This window comes from Acidobacteriota bacterium (assembly GCA_016196035.1).
Lineage (GTDB): Bacteria > Acidobacteriota > Blastocatellia > RBC074 > RBC074 > JACPYM01.
Genome location: JACPYM010000002.1, coordinates 70,240 through 84,173, shown reverse-complemented (window position 1 = coordinate 84,173; position 13,934 = coordinate 70,240). Strand labels below are relative to the sequence as shown.

Below are 13,934 nucleotides of genomic sequence, written 5' to 3'. Positions count from 1 at the left end.
AGCCGGGCTTGACTGGCTGACGCGCGGGCTACTGACACGGAGCTGACCCGCAAACCGCTATAAGCCACTACGGCCAAATCATCGCCCTCAACAACCGCACCTACGATCCGGCGACGGCCCCGCCAACGATGCTGATGCGTAACGAAGATTACGGGCGCATCGCGCGCCTCCTGGCCGATGGTACGCCGGTCGAATTGGAGTTCGACATCGTCAACCGCAGCTATCCCGAAGGCCGCACCTCGTACAACGCAATTTCAGAGATTCAAGGCACGCATACGAAAGATGAAGTGGTTATGCTCGGCGGGCATCTCGATTCGTGACACGCGGCGACCGACAATGTCACTGGCCGCGCTGATGGAGGCCGCGCGCATCCTGAAAGTCATCGGCGTTAAACCGCACCGTACCATCCGCGTCGCGCTTTGGAGCGGCGAAGAAGAAAGGCTGCTTGGTTCGCAGGCTTACGTCAAGGAACACTTCAACTCAGCCGAAATCCCAAGCTGGAGTTCTTCAAATTTGGCGGCTACTTCAATGTGGATACCGGCACCGGCCAAGTCCACGGCGCGGCGTTTTCGGACCAGCGGAAGCCGCCGCAGTTTTTGCGCCAGGCGCTCGCGCCCTTTGAAGACCTTGGCGTTTATGGCGCGGTTGCTTTGCGCAGTCGCAACCTGGGCGGCACCGACAGCACCAAGCCGGACTGCCGGGAATCGGGATGAGACAGTACCCCATCGAATACGACACTCATACGCATCATACGAACCTCGACAACTACGAACGAATCATCGAAGACGGCGTCAAGAAATCCGCTATCGCCATTGCGGGTGCACTTTACGTTCTCGCCATGCGCACTGAAATAGCTACCGCAATTCAGCAAGGAGCAAATGCCGCCGCTACCGCTAGCCCGTGGCGAGGCGCTACCGGCAACTACTCCGGCACCGACAACACGACCAGGGAATCAATGAGAATTCCTGCGCGGAATTTTCCGCAAGTGTGGTGGCGGTTGTTCTATTCACTCAGGTTTTGTGCGATCAGGGCGAGGTAGCAGTTGAGGCTTGGGAAAATGTTAAAGAGGGAAATTGATTGAAGTAACAGTCTGGATACCAACGCCCAATGGCCGTGCTTAAACAAAAAATGGCTGAGGCAAACGCCCGTGATCGCATCTGCCTCAGCCCTTCCGCTACTCTAGGTCAGGCATCCCCTACTGACACAAGAGGGCGAGAAGCTCGTAGGATTTCTGAATAATTGCTTGTGTTATTCTGGAGACAGGCGCCAACACGAATGCTGACGCCTGTCTCAGATATACCGATCCGAGGGCCAGGCATCCCCTACTGACGTCTCAGTCGGTAGTAGCGAAAACTCGACAGGAAAACAAATAAATTTTTTGTGAATGTTGCGGGATTGAAGAACGCTTTGTGTGAGTGCGATTCTGATATTTGCAGCAGTGGGACGACCGCGCACCTGACTCACCTTTCACCGGCCACCATCACCAATTCCACCAACCATTCTCTCGACCACGTTTTGCTCAAAACCAAATCGTAACAGGGAATTAAGCCAAACCGGAAAGCATTGCGGTATTGAAACGACGCTTAATACTTTTTCGCAAGCTTTGTAGGACTGGGTCCGATCTGACGAAGGTGAATATAGTACACCAGTGCTATAGTGTCAATCTCTTTGTTTTATATTTTGTAATTTTTTCGAAGCTAATGTTTAGGTTTGGCCGCTTTTGACAAGCGAATGATTAAGTGGGGCGCAGTTTAAGATTTTCCTGTTTCATGGGCAAAGGTGCGAGAGTAGTTTTTCGCATTTGTCTCAATGACTTTTGAAAGCGCAATGATTGTGAGCAAGTCTCTTTGTACTTTCGTGGCTTCGGCGGTGTCAAAAACCTTGCTGTTCTGATGATGTGGGCTGTGTGAAAAGTCGTAGATCATTTTGGCTAAACGCCGGATTGATTTATCAAACGCATCCGCCGTGGATAAGGCCTTTTCAACAGGTTGAGGTTCTTGTGCTAATTCACCCAACGCCATCAATGAGCGTAATGTCTTAGCCGACCTGTTGATTGACTTAGACTGTTTTGCTAACTGAACCGTGGTCAGTTGGCCATCATCGTGTTGGCGCAGCATTTGTTGGCTAATGATCTGTAGGTCATGAAAGCTTTTGCTGAATTGTTGCTTGATGACTGCTTTTTCACGCTGAGCATCTGGGCGTGTTTGCCCTGCGACTGGATTGATCCAAGCCATCGCTTGCGCTAGCAGGGAAAGCAGCAGGATTGAATTGATGACCAGCGGCATGGCAATAGAGCCTCATTTCGTGAAAAAGAATTGTGGCAGGCATTATCTTTAGGCTTCCAAAAAAATTCAAATTGTTGCTTTAGCGCTTTGAAGTATCCAAGACAGATACTGCCAAAACGAAAAGCGCAAGCTCGAGAGTATTTCAAGCTTGCGCTAGTCAATTGTGAGAATGAAATGGCTATTAAACCTTCAGGATTTCGTCTTCTTTATGTTTCGACAAATCACTGATTGCGGCGACAAATTGATCGGTAAGCTTCTGCACGTCCGCTAAGCCATTTTTCTCGTCATCTTCCGAAATTGCTTTATCTTTTAATGCCTTCTTGAGTTTTTCATTGGCGTCGCGCCGAATGTTACGCAAGGCGGTTTTGTGATCTTCGGCCATCTCGTGAATGTGTTTGACAAAACTTTTGCGTCGCTCTTCGGTCAATGGTGGAATGGGAATGCGCAATAATTTGCCATCATTCGCCGGGTTGAGTCCCAAGTCGGAACTGCGAATCGCTTTATCAATCGTATTCACAAGCGAAGGATCGAAGGGTTGTACCGTGAGCAATGCGGCTTCGGGCGCATTGATGGTGGCCACCTGATTCAAGGGCATTTCGGCACCGTAAGCTTCGACTGTGATGTTGTCCAGGATGTTGGTCGAGGCACGGCCTGTGCGCACAGTGGTAAGCTTGTGCCGAAAATCCTCGATCACTTTCTTCATTCGCGTTTCGGTGTCTTTACTGACTGCTTTAATCATAGATTGCCTCTTTCGATGAAACAGCTAGGATTTTTCGTTCACTGGCCGCACCAGCGAGCCTATACCACGCTCGCCCATCACAGCCCGCTTGATATTGCCAGGTTGCGTCATGTCGAAAACCAGGATGGGCAAATGGTTGTCTTTACACAGCGAAACTGCGGAAGCGTCCATTACCGCCAGGCCATCCTGTAACACCTTGGCATGGCTCAATTCGTCAATCTTAACGGCAGTTGCATCCAAGCGTGGGTCAGCCGTGTAAATCCCGCCTACGCGTGTGGCCTTCATTAACACATCGGCGTGGACTTCCAATGCGCGCATGGCTGCCGCCGTGTCGGTCGTAAAATAAGGCTGTCCGATGCCCGCCGCAAAGATGACGATGCGGCCTTTTTCCAGATGGCGCACAGCCCGGCGGCGAATAAACGGCTCCGCGACTTCCCGCATTTCGATGGCCGAGACGACGCGTGTGAAGACATCCAGCTTCTCTAAGGCGTCTTGCAAGGCCACCGCATTCATCACCGTGGCCAACATCCCCATGTAATCAGCCGAGGCGCGATCCATCCCGCTGGTGCTGGCTTTCAAGCCACGGAAGATGTTGCCGCCACCGACGACCAGCGCCACCTCGACGCCCAACAGGTGAATGTCTTTGACCTCTTGTGCCACGCGTCGCGCGACGAGTGGATCAATGCCATAACCTACGTCGCCCATCAACGCTTCGCCACTCAATTTAAGAAGGATGCGTTTGAAGTGCGGTTTCTCTTGTATCGCTGCTTTGCCCACGCTGATCAATTATTGGTATGAACGGGAAAGAGGAGCGGTAAAAACGCTCCTCTTTTATTTACTGATTTACCGCTGCGGCTACTTCACTCGCGAAATCGTCAGCGCGCTTCTCCAGGCCTTCGCCCATTTTGTAGCGGGCAAAGCGGCGAATGCTGACTTTCTCGCCCGTCTTAGCCGTCATTTGGGTCATCAAATCGCTGATGGTGATCGCCTGGTCTTTGACGAAGGGCTGTTCCAGCAGTACCGCTTCAGTAAAGAACTTCGATAAACGACCTTCCACCATTTTTTCGATAATGTTGTCCGGTTTGTTGGCATTCTTCGGATCAGCTTTGGCCGTCTCAAAAGCGATGCGCCGCTCTTTTTCGACGAGTTCCGCCGGTACTTCCGCTTTGGTGACAAACTGCGGCTCGGAAGCGCAAATGTGCATCGCCACATCTTTGACAAATTGCTGGAAGTCTTCACCGCGCGCCACGAAATCTGTCTCGCAATTGACTTCGACCAAGACGCCGACCTTACCGCCCATGTGAATGTAGGAACCGACCACGCCTTCGGCGGCGATCCGGCCTTCACGTTTTTTGGCGCTGGCCAGACCAGCTTTGCGCAGGGCCTCGATTGCCTGCTCTTCGTTGCCGCCGGTTTCGGTTAGGGCTTTTTTGCATTCCATCATGCCTGCGCCGGTTTTCTCGCGCAGATTTTTAACCATCTCTGCTGTAATTGTCGCCATACTTTTTGCCTCGTAAAAAATTCGCGCCTGCGGCGCTCTATCAATGCCTGCTTGAAAAAACGGCGCAGCCGTTGCGTTTTTGCAGCCGCTGCGCCGTCAAACTTCCAACAGCGAATCCATAGTATTGATTTGTCTGGCTGATTCGCTTGGTAAACTCCGACTAAGCCGTCTCTGCCGCTGCACTAGCTTCCGCCGCCACAGCCTCGGGCGCTGCCGCAGTTTCGGGCGCTGCTACAGCTTCGGGTGCTACAATAGCAGGCGCTTCAGCCATTATCGGAGGTGATGTTGGTTCAGGAAGCGGTGCCGTAATTGGTGTCTCCACGATTGGTTCAGCGGCCTGCACTTCTGGTTGCAGAATGGGCGCTTCAGTTGCGGTTTCTGCCGGAGCAGGTACCGCAGTTGGCGCACTTGCCTGACGCGGGCCACGCTCGCGTCGTCCACCCTCACGGCTACCACCACCACCAGCCCCACTACGGCCAGCAGGACGATCTCCGCCACGTCCACGCTCACGGCCACCTCGCTCACCACCGCGTTCGCCACGCTCACGACGTTCCCCGCGGTCACGTTGTTGACGGGGCGAAATCTCGACCGTGACACCTTCCTGTGTGCGTCGTTCAGCCGCAGCCGCAGCCTCTTCGGCTTCCTTCTGTTGAGCCAATTGCTGGCCTTCGAGAATAGCATCGGCGATGCGGGCGGCGAACAGGCGCACCGCGCGCAAGGCGTCGTCGTTGCCTGGGATCACATAATCCACCCCTTCGGGCGTGCAATTGGTGTCCACCACCGCGACGACCGGGATGGCCAGGATATTGGCTTCCTTGACCGCGATTTCTTCCTTGTTGGTGTCAATGACGAAGATCAGATCGGGCAACCGCTTCATGTCCTTAATGCCCGAGAAGTTCTTTTCCAATGCCAGCCGTTCACGTTCAATCTGAAGCCGCTCTTTCTTGGCGTAATGCTCAATGCGGCCATCGGCCTGCATCGCTTCGATCTCTTTGTAGCGCTTGATGGATTTTTGAATCGTTTGGAAATTGGTGAGCAAACCGCCCAGCCAGCGCTGATTGATGTAGTACTGATTGCAGCGCAGCGACTCTTCTTTGATCGCGTCCTGTGCTTGCCGTTTGGTGCCCACAAACAGCACCGTCTTGTTGCTGCCTTCGCTCGTGAGGTTGGTGATGAATTTCATCGCCTCTTTGAACATGCGCTGGGTTTTTTGCAGGTCAATAATGTAAATGCCATTGCGTTCGCCAAAGATGAACTCCTTCATCTTCGGGTTCCAACGCCGCACCTGATGCCCGAAATGCACACCGGCTTCGAGCAGTTCTTTCATCGTAACTGTAGTCAAACAAGTCCTCCGTCGAATCGAATTGGTTTGTGTACTCGCCAACCGCGCGTCCCGCGGCTTTCTCTAAGGGAACAACCAAGCAGGCGGCTGGCAATGGATTTGAAGCGGACAGATAAAAGGGAGACGGGGCAATTGCTGCCCGTCTCCCCAATGTCATTAACGCTTCGAGAATTGGAAACGCTTACGCGCACCTTTTTGACCATATTTCTTGCGCTCTTTCGCGCGCGGGTCGCGCGTGAGCAGCCCAGCTTTTTTTAACTTCTTGCGCAATTCCGGATTGAATTCCAGCAACGCGCGTGCAATGCCGTGACGCACGGCGCCAGCCTGGCCGGCGCTGCCGCCGCCTTGCACATTGATCAACACGTCAAACTTGTTGGCGGTGTCGGTCAATTGCAGCGGCTGGCGAATGATCATCCGCAGCGTATCGTTTTTGAAGTAAGTATCGAACCCGCTCCGGTTGACCGTGATCTTGCCTTCGCCGGGACGCAGATAAACGCGCGCGGTCGCGCTTTTGCGGCGGCCCGTTCCGTAATGTTGAATCTCTGCCACGATTGAAATCGCTCCTTGGATATTGCTACTTGGCTTCGACGGCCAGGGGGGTGGGCTGCTGTGCTCCGTGTGGATGTTCGCCGCCCGCATAAACCTTGAGCTTGCTGCTCATGGCGCGTCCTAACTTGGTTTTGGGAAGCATCCCTTTGACCGCATCCTCAATCATCTTTTCAGGCCGACGGGCCAAGCGCTTGCGGGCGCTTTCCGATTTAATACCACCAGGGAAACCCGTGTGATGGTAGTAAATCTTGTCGTCGAGCTTGTTGCCTTTCAGAACTACTTTGGCCGCGTTGAGCACGATGACATGGTCGCCGGTGTCGAGGAAAGGGGTGTATGTGGGCTTATGTTTGCCCATCAGAATATGCGCAACCTCGCTGGCTAGACGCCCTAGGGTTTTACCGTCAGCGTCTACCACATGCCATGCGCGATGCTGCTCCAAACCTTTCCCACTTGGATAATAGGTACTCATAAATAGTCTCCATGAAAATTCGTCGAAAAAGCGAACGGCGAGAATATGGATTTAACCAGCAAGTGTCAAGCCAACAACCTCCCCGGCAAAATTTTCAGTTATTTTTTGTGCTTGTCAGTTGTAGCAAAAGCAAGTTGTACTTGGCTGTAAAGCCACACCTTGGCAAATTCCCAATCGCGTTTGACGGTAGAGATTGAAACCTCCAACAGCGCCGCAATTTCTTGCTCTGTTAAACCACCGAAGAAACGCAGTTCGACGACTTGGCCGGTGCGCGGATGCAAGCGTTCAAGATCGGTCAACGCATCATCCAGCGCGGCCAAATCCTGCTGAATTGGCTGGGGCATTTCGGCCAACTCTTCCAACGGCACTTTGATAAGATCGCCCGCGCGCCGCGCCGCGTGTTGGGCGCGCGCATGATCCACCAAAATGCGTCGCATCTGGCGGGCGGCGATGAGGCAAAAATGACCGCGATCCTGATACTCGATGGCGCTCTCGCCAAACAGGCGTAGATAAACCTCGTGGACGAGCGCCGTTGGCTGCAAGGTGTGATCCGCGCGTTCTTGACGCAGATACTGCCGCGCGAGTTGGCGCAGTTCTTGCTAGACCAAGCCGATCAGTTCCGCACCTGCCGCTCCGTCGCCATTGCGATAGGCGATGAGCAAGGGCGTGATTTCCTTAACGTCGGCGGTAGTGGGGAAGTAGGGAGAGATAACATTCCATTTCCGCTCTTACTTCTTCGGGTGCAGCGCGAGGTTGTAGCGATGAATAAACAGCCGCAAACAAATCTCATGCATGTGGTCTGACTTCGAGAAAGATAATGTCTTTCGCACAAAGCGCGCCAAGCGTTGGCGCAAGGTATTATTCCAACGTTCAACGTGTGCGGTTAACCCACTGTCTTTGCCGCACGCGGTATGTCGGCTGGCAGGGATAATTTTCTGGTATGCTTCCCAGAAATCAGTGTAACAATGCGCTTGTCGATACCCACGCGGAATTAGTCGCCATAGTTTGCGGCAAGTCGCGGCACTTCGATCACCGATGACGAAGGCCACAATTTGTCGTGTCTGTCGGCAAAGCGCAATCCAGACCCAACGTTTACAGTCTTTTTTGAGCACGAAAGACCAGAGTTCATCCAACTCCAGTTCGAGTTTCATCGTGCACGTGGGCTTGCGCAACGTTGCGCTCAACGCCGGCAGTGCGGCGGCTTTTTTTGAGCCAGACAGCGACGGTCTTACGCGAGACGCCGAAAACGCGCTCCAAGCCGCGTAGCGAACGGCGCTCTTCAGAAGCGCGCCGGATTCTTTCTTGCTCGTCAGCAGCGTAACTGTTGGGTTGGGGCAAGTCGCGACTGGTGCGCTCACAGTCGTAGCATTTATAACGTTGTTTGCCGTTGCGTGTAAGCCCGTTGCGCACGAGATTTTCGCTGTTACAGTGGTAGCAGGTAAGAGTTACGTCGATCATTGTAAAATCATACGTCATCTCTCCCTACTTCCCCACTACCAAAACGCCAACGCTGGACGTGGTATGGTTTTGACCGGCAGTGGCGCCAAGTCGTGGCTTTCGTCAATGAGCGCCGCACGGATGCCGCCTGCCAACGCCTGGTCGCGAAACTGCACGGCTGCCAAGTCGGCCGCTATGACACGGATGACTGGCAATCCTACGTGAAATGTTTGCCGCCGGAGAAACATCAAATCGGCAAGGACGGCACCTTGCATATCGAACGGAATAACTTGAATTTTCGGACGCACCTAAAACGTCTACAGCGGCGCACGATTTGTTACTCGAAATCTACAGTGATGCACGATGCGATGTTAAAGCTCTATGTTAGTCACCTAAACGCGGGGCATCATCATTTGTGAGACGCGATCCTACTATTCACGCCGGTACGACGAAGCCGAAGCGGCCTGCCATCAGGCTCTCGCTCTGATTCCGAACTACCCGATGTTCTGGTTTGTGCTAGGACTCATTCACACGGCGCAGGGAAAACACGAGCAGGCGGTCGCTGAACTTGAGCAAACTGCTACGGGAAGCGGGCGCATGATCAGAGTGCTTTCTGCGCTCGGCTACGCCCAGGCGCGCGCCGGGAACGTGGCGGCAGCGCAGACCGTGCGGACGGAATTGAAGACCAGAGCTGAAGCTGAATACATTCAGCCATGCTATTTCGCCATCATTTACGCCGCTTTGGGACAAGCGAAACAGGCGGTTGCATGGCTGGAAAAAGCCTACGAAGAGCGGCACGGTTTTCTGGTTTACTTGAACGTTGAGCCAGCCTTTGACTCTTTACGTTCGGATCCTAGATTCACTGCTTTGCTGAAACGCGTGAGGCTTGTGGGGTAGTTCTTACACCGTGGTCAGCGATTTACCCATCAAATTGTTAGCACTGTCTTGCCTACGATCTTCTGTTCCCCTAAAGCTCGCATTGCCGCTGGTGCTTCCGCCAACGAGAAGGTCTGCGACACGACCGGCTTGATCTGGCCCGCCTCATACAACGCGAATAATTCTGCCTGCGCTTCCGCCAAGAAGCCTGGATGATGTTCGAGGTAGCCGCCCCAATATGCACCAACAATCGAGATGTTCTTAAACAGAATCCGGTTCGCCGCAATCGAAGGTATGCGTCCGGCGGCAAAACCGATGACGAGCAGGCGGCCTTCGAGCGCGATGCATTTCAGCGCCTGATCGAAATAGTCCGCGCCGACCGGGTCGTAAATTACATCCGCGCCGTGCCCGCCTGTCAGCCGCTTGACCTGCTCAGGCCAATCACTCTCGTTGTAATTGATGACGTAGTCAGCGCCGTTCTCCAAACAAAACGCAAACTTGTCCGCGCTGCCGACGGCGGCAATCACATGTGCGCCCCAGGCCTCGCCCAATTGCATGGCCGACATTCCTACGCCGCCTGCTGCCGCCAGCACCAGCAGCCATTCACCCGCGCGCAATTGGCCGCGCTGTTTCAGCGCCAGATAGGAAGTTTGGTAGATGATTGGCATCGCTGCGGCTTCAGCAAAGTTCATTGCATCGGGGATGCGGAAGGTCTTGGCCGCGAGTGAGGTCGTGTATTCGGCAAAGCCATTGGAGGTCATCGCCAGCACGTGGTCGCCGATGTTGAAGCCGGTGACGCCTGCGCCCACGGCATCAATCACGCCCGCGACTTCGGAACCGGGCGCGAAGGGGAAGGGCGGGCGCGTCTGGTATTTGCCCTGCACCAGCAGGATGTCGAAGAAGTTGAGCGCCGCCGCGTGATTGCGAATGCGCACTTCGCCCGCGTTGGGTTCGGGCAGCGGGATGTCGTTGAAGTGCATGCCTTCGGGTTCGCACCATTCCGTCACTTGCCAGGCTTTCATAGGGTTCTCCATAAAAGAGTCGTGTCAGTAGCCCACGCGCGGGCTACTGACACAAAGAAAGCGGTCAACTCTCTTGCTGAAAGCTGACCGCTTTGGGTGGCGCGTTGAACGCTAGGTTATTTCTTGTTGTACACCATCGTCGTTTCCATCGGGCCATTCGGCGTTTCACGCACGGTAGTGATTTTCAGCGTCTTGCCGCCATCCGCCAACATCCAGGTTTCTTTGCTGGTCATGGTGAAATCATTGCCGTTGAAATTGCCGTTGGTGACAGAATTGATTTCGAGCTTGTCACCCGCCAGTTTGGCCTTCATGGTCGTTTTGCCGCGCTGGTTTTCGGTGACGACCTCGCTGCCATCGAGTTTGTAAGCGGAATTGGGCGCGCCCATCATCCCGCCGCCCATCCCGCGTCCGCCGCCACCGCCCGCGCCGCCGCCGCCGCCCGCACCGCCGCCGCCCTGAGGGGCCGCCATGTCGGTCTTGCGTTCGACTTTGACTTCTTTATCGTCCTGCGTGACGGTCAGCGTCTGGCTATTGAGCATGCTGGCCATGCGTTCATTCAATGTGCTCTTGGATTTGTCCAGCTCCCAAGTGCCGGCGAAATTGGCGCCTTTTTGCGCCAGCGCCGCCGCTGACAGCGCCAGCACCAACGCACACAAGGTGGCACCCGTAAACAGAATTCTTTTCATGGTTGTTTCTCCCTGTAAATGGATTTGGTTAAACAGCGCGCTCGCGTTTGGGACCGAAAGGGGAAACCTTGTGACGGCGATGCGCGCCCGATTGCTGCTGCCAAAGACGCCCACGTTCAGCGCGTGGTCACAAAAATCTCAGCCTTCGGTTTCGTCCACCACCAACTGCGCCAGCTTTTCGCGGTGATAGCTGGCATCGCCGAACATGATTTCTGAACCTTTGGCGCGTTTGTAATAAAGGTGCAGGTTGTGTTCCCAGGTGAAGCCGATGCCGCCGTGCACCTGTATGCCGTTGTTGCCGACTTCGCGCCCAGCGTCAGAGCAATAGACCTTGGCCATCGCCACCGCTAGCTTGGCCGCCGGATCATTTTCGGAAACGGCCCAGGCCGCGTAATAGGCCGCCGAACGCGAGCTTTCGAGCCACAGGAACATGTCGGCGCAACGATGCTGCACGGCTTGATAAATGCCGATGGGCTTGCCGAATTGCAGCCGCGTCTTGGCGTATTCGACCGCCATGTCTAGCGTCCATTGCATGCCGCCGGTTAGCTCGGCACACAAGGCCACCATTGCCACATCGGTCGCCGCTTCCAACGCTTCCTGTGCGCGCGCGTTGAACGCCAGCGCCTCGGTTTCGGCGACCGCGACGTTGTCGAAATCGAGCGTGTAAAGCTTGCGCGTCGCGTCAATGCCGGGCGTCGCCGTAATCGTCAGACCGCTGGCGCCTTTGCTGATGGGCAGGAAAACCAAGCCTTCATCGCCACGCGCCACGACGATGATCAGATCGGCAATCGCCGCATCGGTGACGAATTCTTTGCGTCCGGTCAGGCTGTAGCCTTTGCCGTTCTTTTCGGCGCGCAAGGCCACCGTTGCCGGGTTCCAATCGGCGGTTTCTTCCAGCAACGCGACCGTGGCTTTCAATTCGCCATTGGCGATCTTTTCCAGATACTGCGCGCGCTGCCCTTCGCTGCCCGTGCGTTCGATCAACGCTGCCGCCCAAAGCGTCGAAATGAACGGCCCGGGCAAACAGGCGCGGCCCATCTCTTCGGCGACGACGGCCAATTCGACTAGCCCCAGGCCCAGGCCGCCAAATTCTTCGGGCACGAGCAAGCCTGTCCAGCCCTGGTCAGCAATGGCTTGCCAGAGCTTTTCATCAAAGGCCGTGTCGGTGGCCATCAGTTCGCGCACTCGTTCCAATGGGCATTCACGCGCAAAGAATTCGCGCGCCGATTGTTGCAAGAGTTGTTGTGGTTTATTGAGATCAAAATCCATGTCAGTTGATAGTTGATAATTGACAGTTGATAGTTGGCAGGTTGATAGACGAAAGGAACCGTCACCTATCAGCTGTCACCTATCAACTGATTCAATAGCTCTTTGGTAAGCCCAACACGCGCTCGGCCACGATGTTGCGCAGAATCTCGCTGGTGCCCGCCTCAATGGTGTTGGCGCGCGAACGCAGGTAATCAAACACCCAGCGGCCATTGTTGAAGCCGTGCAGTTGCGCATAAGGCCCCAGCACTTCCATCGCCGTTTGCTGAAAGCGCTGGTTGTACTCGCTCCAGAAAATTTTCAGGATCGAACCTTCGGGGCCGGGCACGCCGGTCTTGCTGATTTTCGAGAGCGAGCGCGTATTATTCAGCCGGAAGATTTCCAGTTCGAGATAGGCCTGCGCCAGTTTTTGCCGCACCAGCGGATCGCCGGTGCGGTTCATTTCGCGCGCGCGGGCAATCAGCATTTCGAGGTTGCGCTTGAAGGCGATGTAAGTGCCCGCGCCCAGATTGGCGCGTTCGTTCATCAGTGTCGTGATGGCTGTTTGCCAGCCTTTGTTGACCTCGCCCAGCACGTTAGCGACGGGCACGCGCACGTTGTCAAAAAAGACTTCGTTGAAACTGGCGTCGCCGGTGATCTGTTTGAGCGGGCGCACGGTCACGCCGGGCGCGTGCATGTCAACGAGCAAGGCCGTAATGCCCTTGTGCTTCGGAACATTCGGATCGGTGCGCACAAGCAGCAAACACCAATCGGCCACGTGCGCCAGACTCGTCCAAATCTTCTGGCCGTTGATGACGAAATGATCGCCATCGAGCACGCCTTTGGTCGCGAGCGATGCCACGTCGCTGCCAGAATTGGGTTCGGAAAAGCCCTGGCACCAAATCTCTTCAGCGGAAAGAATCTTGGGCAGGAAGCGCTGTTTCTGTTCAGGCGTGCCCGCCGTGATGATCGTCGGGCCGATCAGGTACAGGCCGAGCGCGTTGATTAACGCCGGAGCTTCGGCACGCGCCCACTCTTCCTGCCAGATGGCTTGTTCGATAATCGCCGCGCCGCGTCCGCCGTATTCCTTGGGCCACGAGACGCCTGCCCAACCGGCGTCGTAGACCTTGCGTTGCCAGTTGCGCAAAAACTCGAAGTACGCGCCGCGCTCTTCTTCGTTGGTGTTGCCGTCCGTCCACGGGGGCGGCACGTTGGTCGAGAGCCAGGCGCGCAATTCGTCGCGGAACTGCTCTTCGCTGGGTGATAATTTCAAATCCATTTAAATTACCTCGTTGGTGATAAGACTGGCGGCATAAGCCACCGCCTCGTTGATCTGCGCTTCGTTAAAAACCTTGATGCAGTGTTGTTCCAGCAAAGCCGCCGTCACGCCTTGCCCCGCCTTCAGCGTTTTGCCAAAGCTGCCGTCATAAATCAAATCGTTGCCGCACGACGGGCTGCGCGCTTTCAAAATGGCAACCTTGATGTTGTGCGCCTGCGCCAGTTGTAAGGCCTGTCGCGCGCCGCTGACAAAAGCGTTCGTCACATCGTTGCCGGCAGAATCCAAAACCTGTGTTTGCTTAGCGAGCACCGCCGCGCCGTCGCCGTTTTGAATCTCGGCAGGCAAACGCGGCACGCCCAACCCGCCCGCGACTTCGGGGCAAATGGTGACGACTTGCCCGCGCGCCATCAAATCAGCCAGCGCGTCGTTGTCGCTGGCTTTGTCTGAGCCATCGTAGCGGACTTTGCTGCCAAGCAGGCAGGCACTGATAAGAAGTTTGCTCAC

The 13,934-nt window shown here is 55.2% G+C and carries 15 protein-coding genes and 3 pseudogenes; 4 read left to right on the top strand and 14 right to left on the bottom strand.

Features of this window, described 5'->3' with window-relative positions; genetic code table 11:
• Window positions 1-134: 134 nt before the first annotated feature.
• Together HY011_00445 and HY011_00440 are read left to right on the top strand one after the other, a co-directional pair.
• Window positions 135-320, top strand: coding sequence for a hypothetical protein (locus HY011_00445; protein MBI3421395.1), 186 nt, complete (start codon window positions 135-137; stop codon window positions 318-320).
• 16 nt (window positions 321-336) lie between these two features.
• The gene (locus HY011_00440; protein ID MBI3421394.1) at window positions 337-849 is read left to right on the top strand and encodes a M28 family peptidase; all 513 of its coding nucleotides are present in this window, start codon (window positions 337-339) and stop codon (window positions 847-849) included.
• Between the two features lie 902 nt (window positions 850-1,751).
• Here HY011_00440 and HY011_00435 read toward each other — a convergent pair.
• The 9 genes and pseudogenes from HY011_00435 to HY011_00395 all read right to left on the bottom strand — a co-directional run bounded on the left by HY011_00435 (window position 1,752) and on the right by HY011_00395 (window position 8,343).
• The gene (locus HY011_00435) at window positions 1,752-2,285 is read right to left on the bottom strand and encodes a hypothetical protein (protein MBI3421393.1); all 534 of its coding nucleotides are present in this window, start codon (window positions 2,283-2,285) and stop codon (window positions 1,752-1,754) included.
• Window positions 2,286-2,466: 181 nt separating this feature from the next.
• A complete protein-coding gene (gene frr, locus HY011_00430) occupies window positions 2,467-3,024 on the bottom strand; it encodes a ribosome recycling factor (protein ID MBI3421392.1) in 558 nt (185 codons plus the stop codon).
• A gap of 24 nt (window positions 3,025-3,048) precedes the next feature.
• Window positions 3,049-3,786 (bottom strand): UMP kinase, encoded by a 738-nt coding sequence (locus HY011_00425; protein ID MBI3421391.1) that lies wholly within the window; start codon window positions 3,784-3,786, stop codon window positions 3,049-3,051.
• Between the two features lie 73 nt (window positions 3,787-3,859).
• Complete coding sequence (tsf, locus tag HY011_00420) at window positions 3,860-4,525, bottom strand: translation elongation factor Ts (protein MBI3421390.1); 666 nt, start codon at window positions 4,523-4,525, stop codon at window positions 3,860-3,862.
• A 160-nt stretch (window positions 4,526-4,685) separates the two neighbouring features.
• On the bottom strand, window positions 4,686-5,867 hold the full coding sequence (gene rpsB, locus HY011_00415) for a 30S ribosomal protein S2 (protein MBI3421389.1): 1,182 nt from the start codon (window positions 5,865-5,867) through the stop codon (window positions 4,686-4,688).
• A 156-nt stretch (window positions 5,868-6,023) separates the two neighbouring features.
• Window positions 6,024-6,416 (bottom strand): 30S ribosomal protein S9, encoded by a 393-nt coding sequence (gene rpsI, locus HY011_00410; GenBank protein MBI3421388.1) that lies wholly within the window; start codon window positions 6,414-6,416, stop codon window positions 6,024-6,026.
• A gap of 25 nt (window positions 6,417-6,441) precedes the next feature.
• On the bottom strand, window positions 6,442-6,885 hold the full coding sequence (rplM, locus tag HY011_00405; GenBank protein ID MBI3421387.1) for a 50S ribosomal protein L13: 444 nt from the start codon (window positions 6,883-6,885) through the stop codon (window positions 6,442-6,444).
• A gap of 98 nt (window positions 6,886-6,983) precedes the next feature.
• Window positions 6,984-7,595, bottom strand: a pseudogene (locus tag HY011_00400) (sigma-70 family RNA polymerase sigma factor).
• Between the two features lie 18 nt (window positions 7,596-7,613).
• Window positions 7,614-8,343 (bottom strand): annotated as a pseudogene (locus tag HY011_00395) (IS1 family transposase).
• A 44-nt stretch (window positions 8,344-8,387) separates the two neighbouring features.
• Here HY011_00395 and HY011_00390 point away from each other — a divergent pair.
• Both HY011_00390 and HY011_00385 read left to right on the top strand, forming a co-directional pair.
• Window positions 8,388-8,741 (top strand): annotated as a pseudogene (locus tag HY011_00390) (IS1 family transposase).
• Between the two features lie 82 nt (window positions 8,742-8,823).
• On the top strand, window positions 8,824-9,219 hold the full coding sequence (locus tag HY011_00385) for a tetratricopeptide repeat protein (protein ID MBI3421386.1): 396 nt from the start codon (window positions 8,824-8,826) through the stop codon (window positions 9,217-9,219).
• Window positions 9,220-9,248: 29 nt separating this feature from the next.
• Here HY011_00385 and HY011_00380 read toward each other — a convergent pair whose 3' ends face one another.
• From HY011_00380 to HY011_00360, 5 genes are all read right to left on the bottom strand, one after another.
• Window positions 9,249-10,220, bottom strand: coding sequence for an NADPH:quinone oxidoreductase family protein (locus HY011_00380; protein MBI3421385.1), 972 nt, complete (start codon window positions 10,218-10,220; stop codon window positions 9,249-9,251).
• 116 nt (window positions 10,221-10,336) lie between these two features.
• A complete protein-coding gene (locus HY011_00375; GenBank protein ID MBI3421384.1) occupies window positions 10,337-10,906 on the bottom strand; it encodes a hypothetical protein in 570 nt (189 codons plus the stop codon).
• 138 nt (window positions 10,907-11,044) lie between these two features.
• Window positions 11,045-12,175 carry an acyl-CoA/acyl-ACP dehydrogenase gene (locus HY011_00370; GenBank protein MBI3421383.1) on the bottom strand — a complete coding sequence of 377 codons (1,131 nt, stop codon included), beginning with the start codon at window positions 12,173-12,175 and terminating at the stop codon, window positions 11,045-11,047.
• A gap of 91 nt (window positions 12,176-12,266) precedes the next feature.
• Complete coding sequence (locus HY011_00365; GenBank protein MBI3421382.1) at window positions 12,267-13,430, bottom strand: acyl-CoA dehydrogenase; 1,164 nt, start codon at window positions 13,428-13,430, stop codon at window positions 12,267-12,269.
• Window positions 13,431-13,934 carry a DUF523 domain-containing protein gene (locus tag HY011_00360; protein MBI3421381.1) on the bottom strand — a complete coding sequence of 168 codons (504 nt, stop codon included), beginning with the start codon at window positions 13,932-13,934 and terminating at the stop codon, window positions 13,431-13,433.

Coding starts and splice junctions, on each gene's coding strand:
- HY011_00445 (MBI3421395.1), top strand. CDS start 135: ATGCGTAACGAAGATTACGGGCGCATCGCGCGCCTCCTGGCCGATGGT.
- HY011_00440 (MBI3421394.1), top strand. CDS start 337: ATGTCACTGGCCGCGCTGATGGAGGCCGCGCGCATCCTGAAAGTCATC.
- HY011_00435 (MBI3421393.1), bottom strand. CDS start 2,285: ATGCCGCTGGTCATCAATTCAATCCTGCTGCTTTCCCTGCTAGCGCAA.
- frr (MBI3421392.1), bottom strand. CDS start 3,024: ATGATTAAAGCAGTCAGTAAAGACACCGAAACGCGAATGAAGAAAGTG.
- tsf (MBI3421390.1), bottom strand. CDS start 4,525: ATGGCGACAATTACAGCAGAGATGGTTAAAAATCTGCGCGAGAAAACC.
- rplM (MBI3421387.1), bottom strand. CDS start 6,885: ATGAGTACCTATTATCCAAGTGGGAAAGGTTTGGAGCAGCATCGCGCA.
- HY011_00385 (MBI3421386.1), top strand. CDS start 8,824: ATGTTCTGGTTTGTGCTAGGACTCATTCACACGGCGCAGGGAAAACAC.
- HY011_00380 (MBI3421385.1), bottom strand. CDS start 10,220: ATGAAAGCCTGGCAAGTGACGGAATGGTGCGAACCCGAAGGCATGCAC.
- HY011_00375 (MBI3421384.1), bottom strand. CDS start 10,906: ATGAAAAGAATTCTGTTTACGGGTGCCACCTTGTGTGCGTTGGTGCTG.
- HY011_00370 (MBI3421383.1), bottom strand. CDS start 12,175: ATGGATTTTGATCTCAATAAACCACAACAACTCTTGCAACAATCGGCG.
- HY011_00365 (MBI3421382.1), bottom strand. CDS start 13,430: ATGGATTTGAAATTATCACCCAGCGAAGAGCAGTTCCGCGACGAATTG.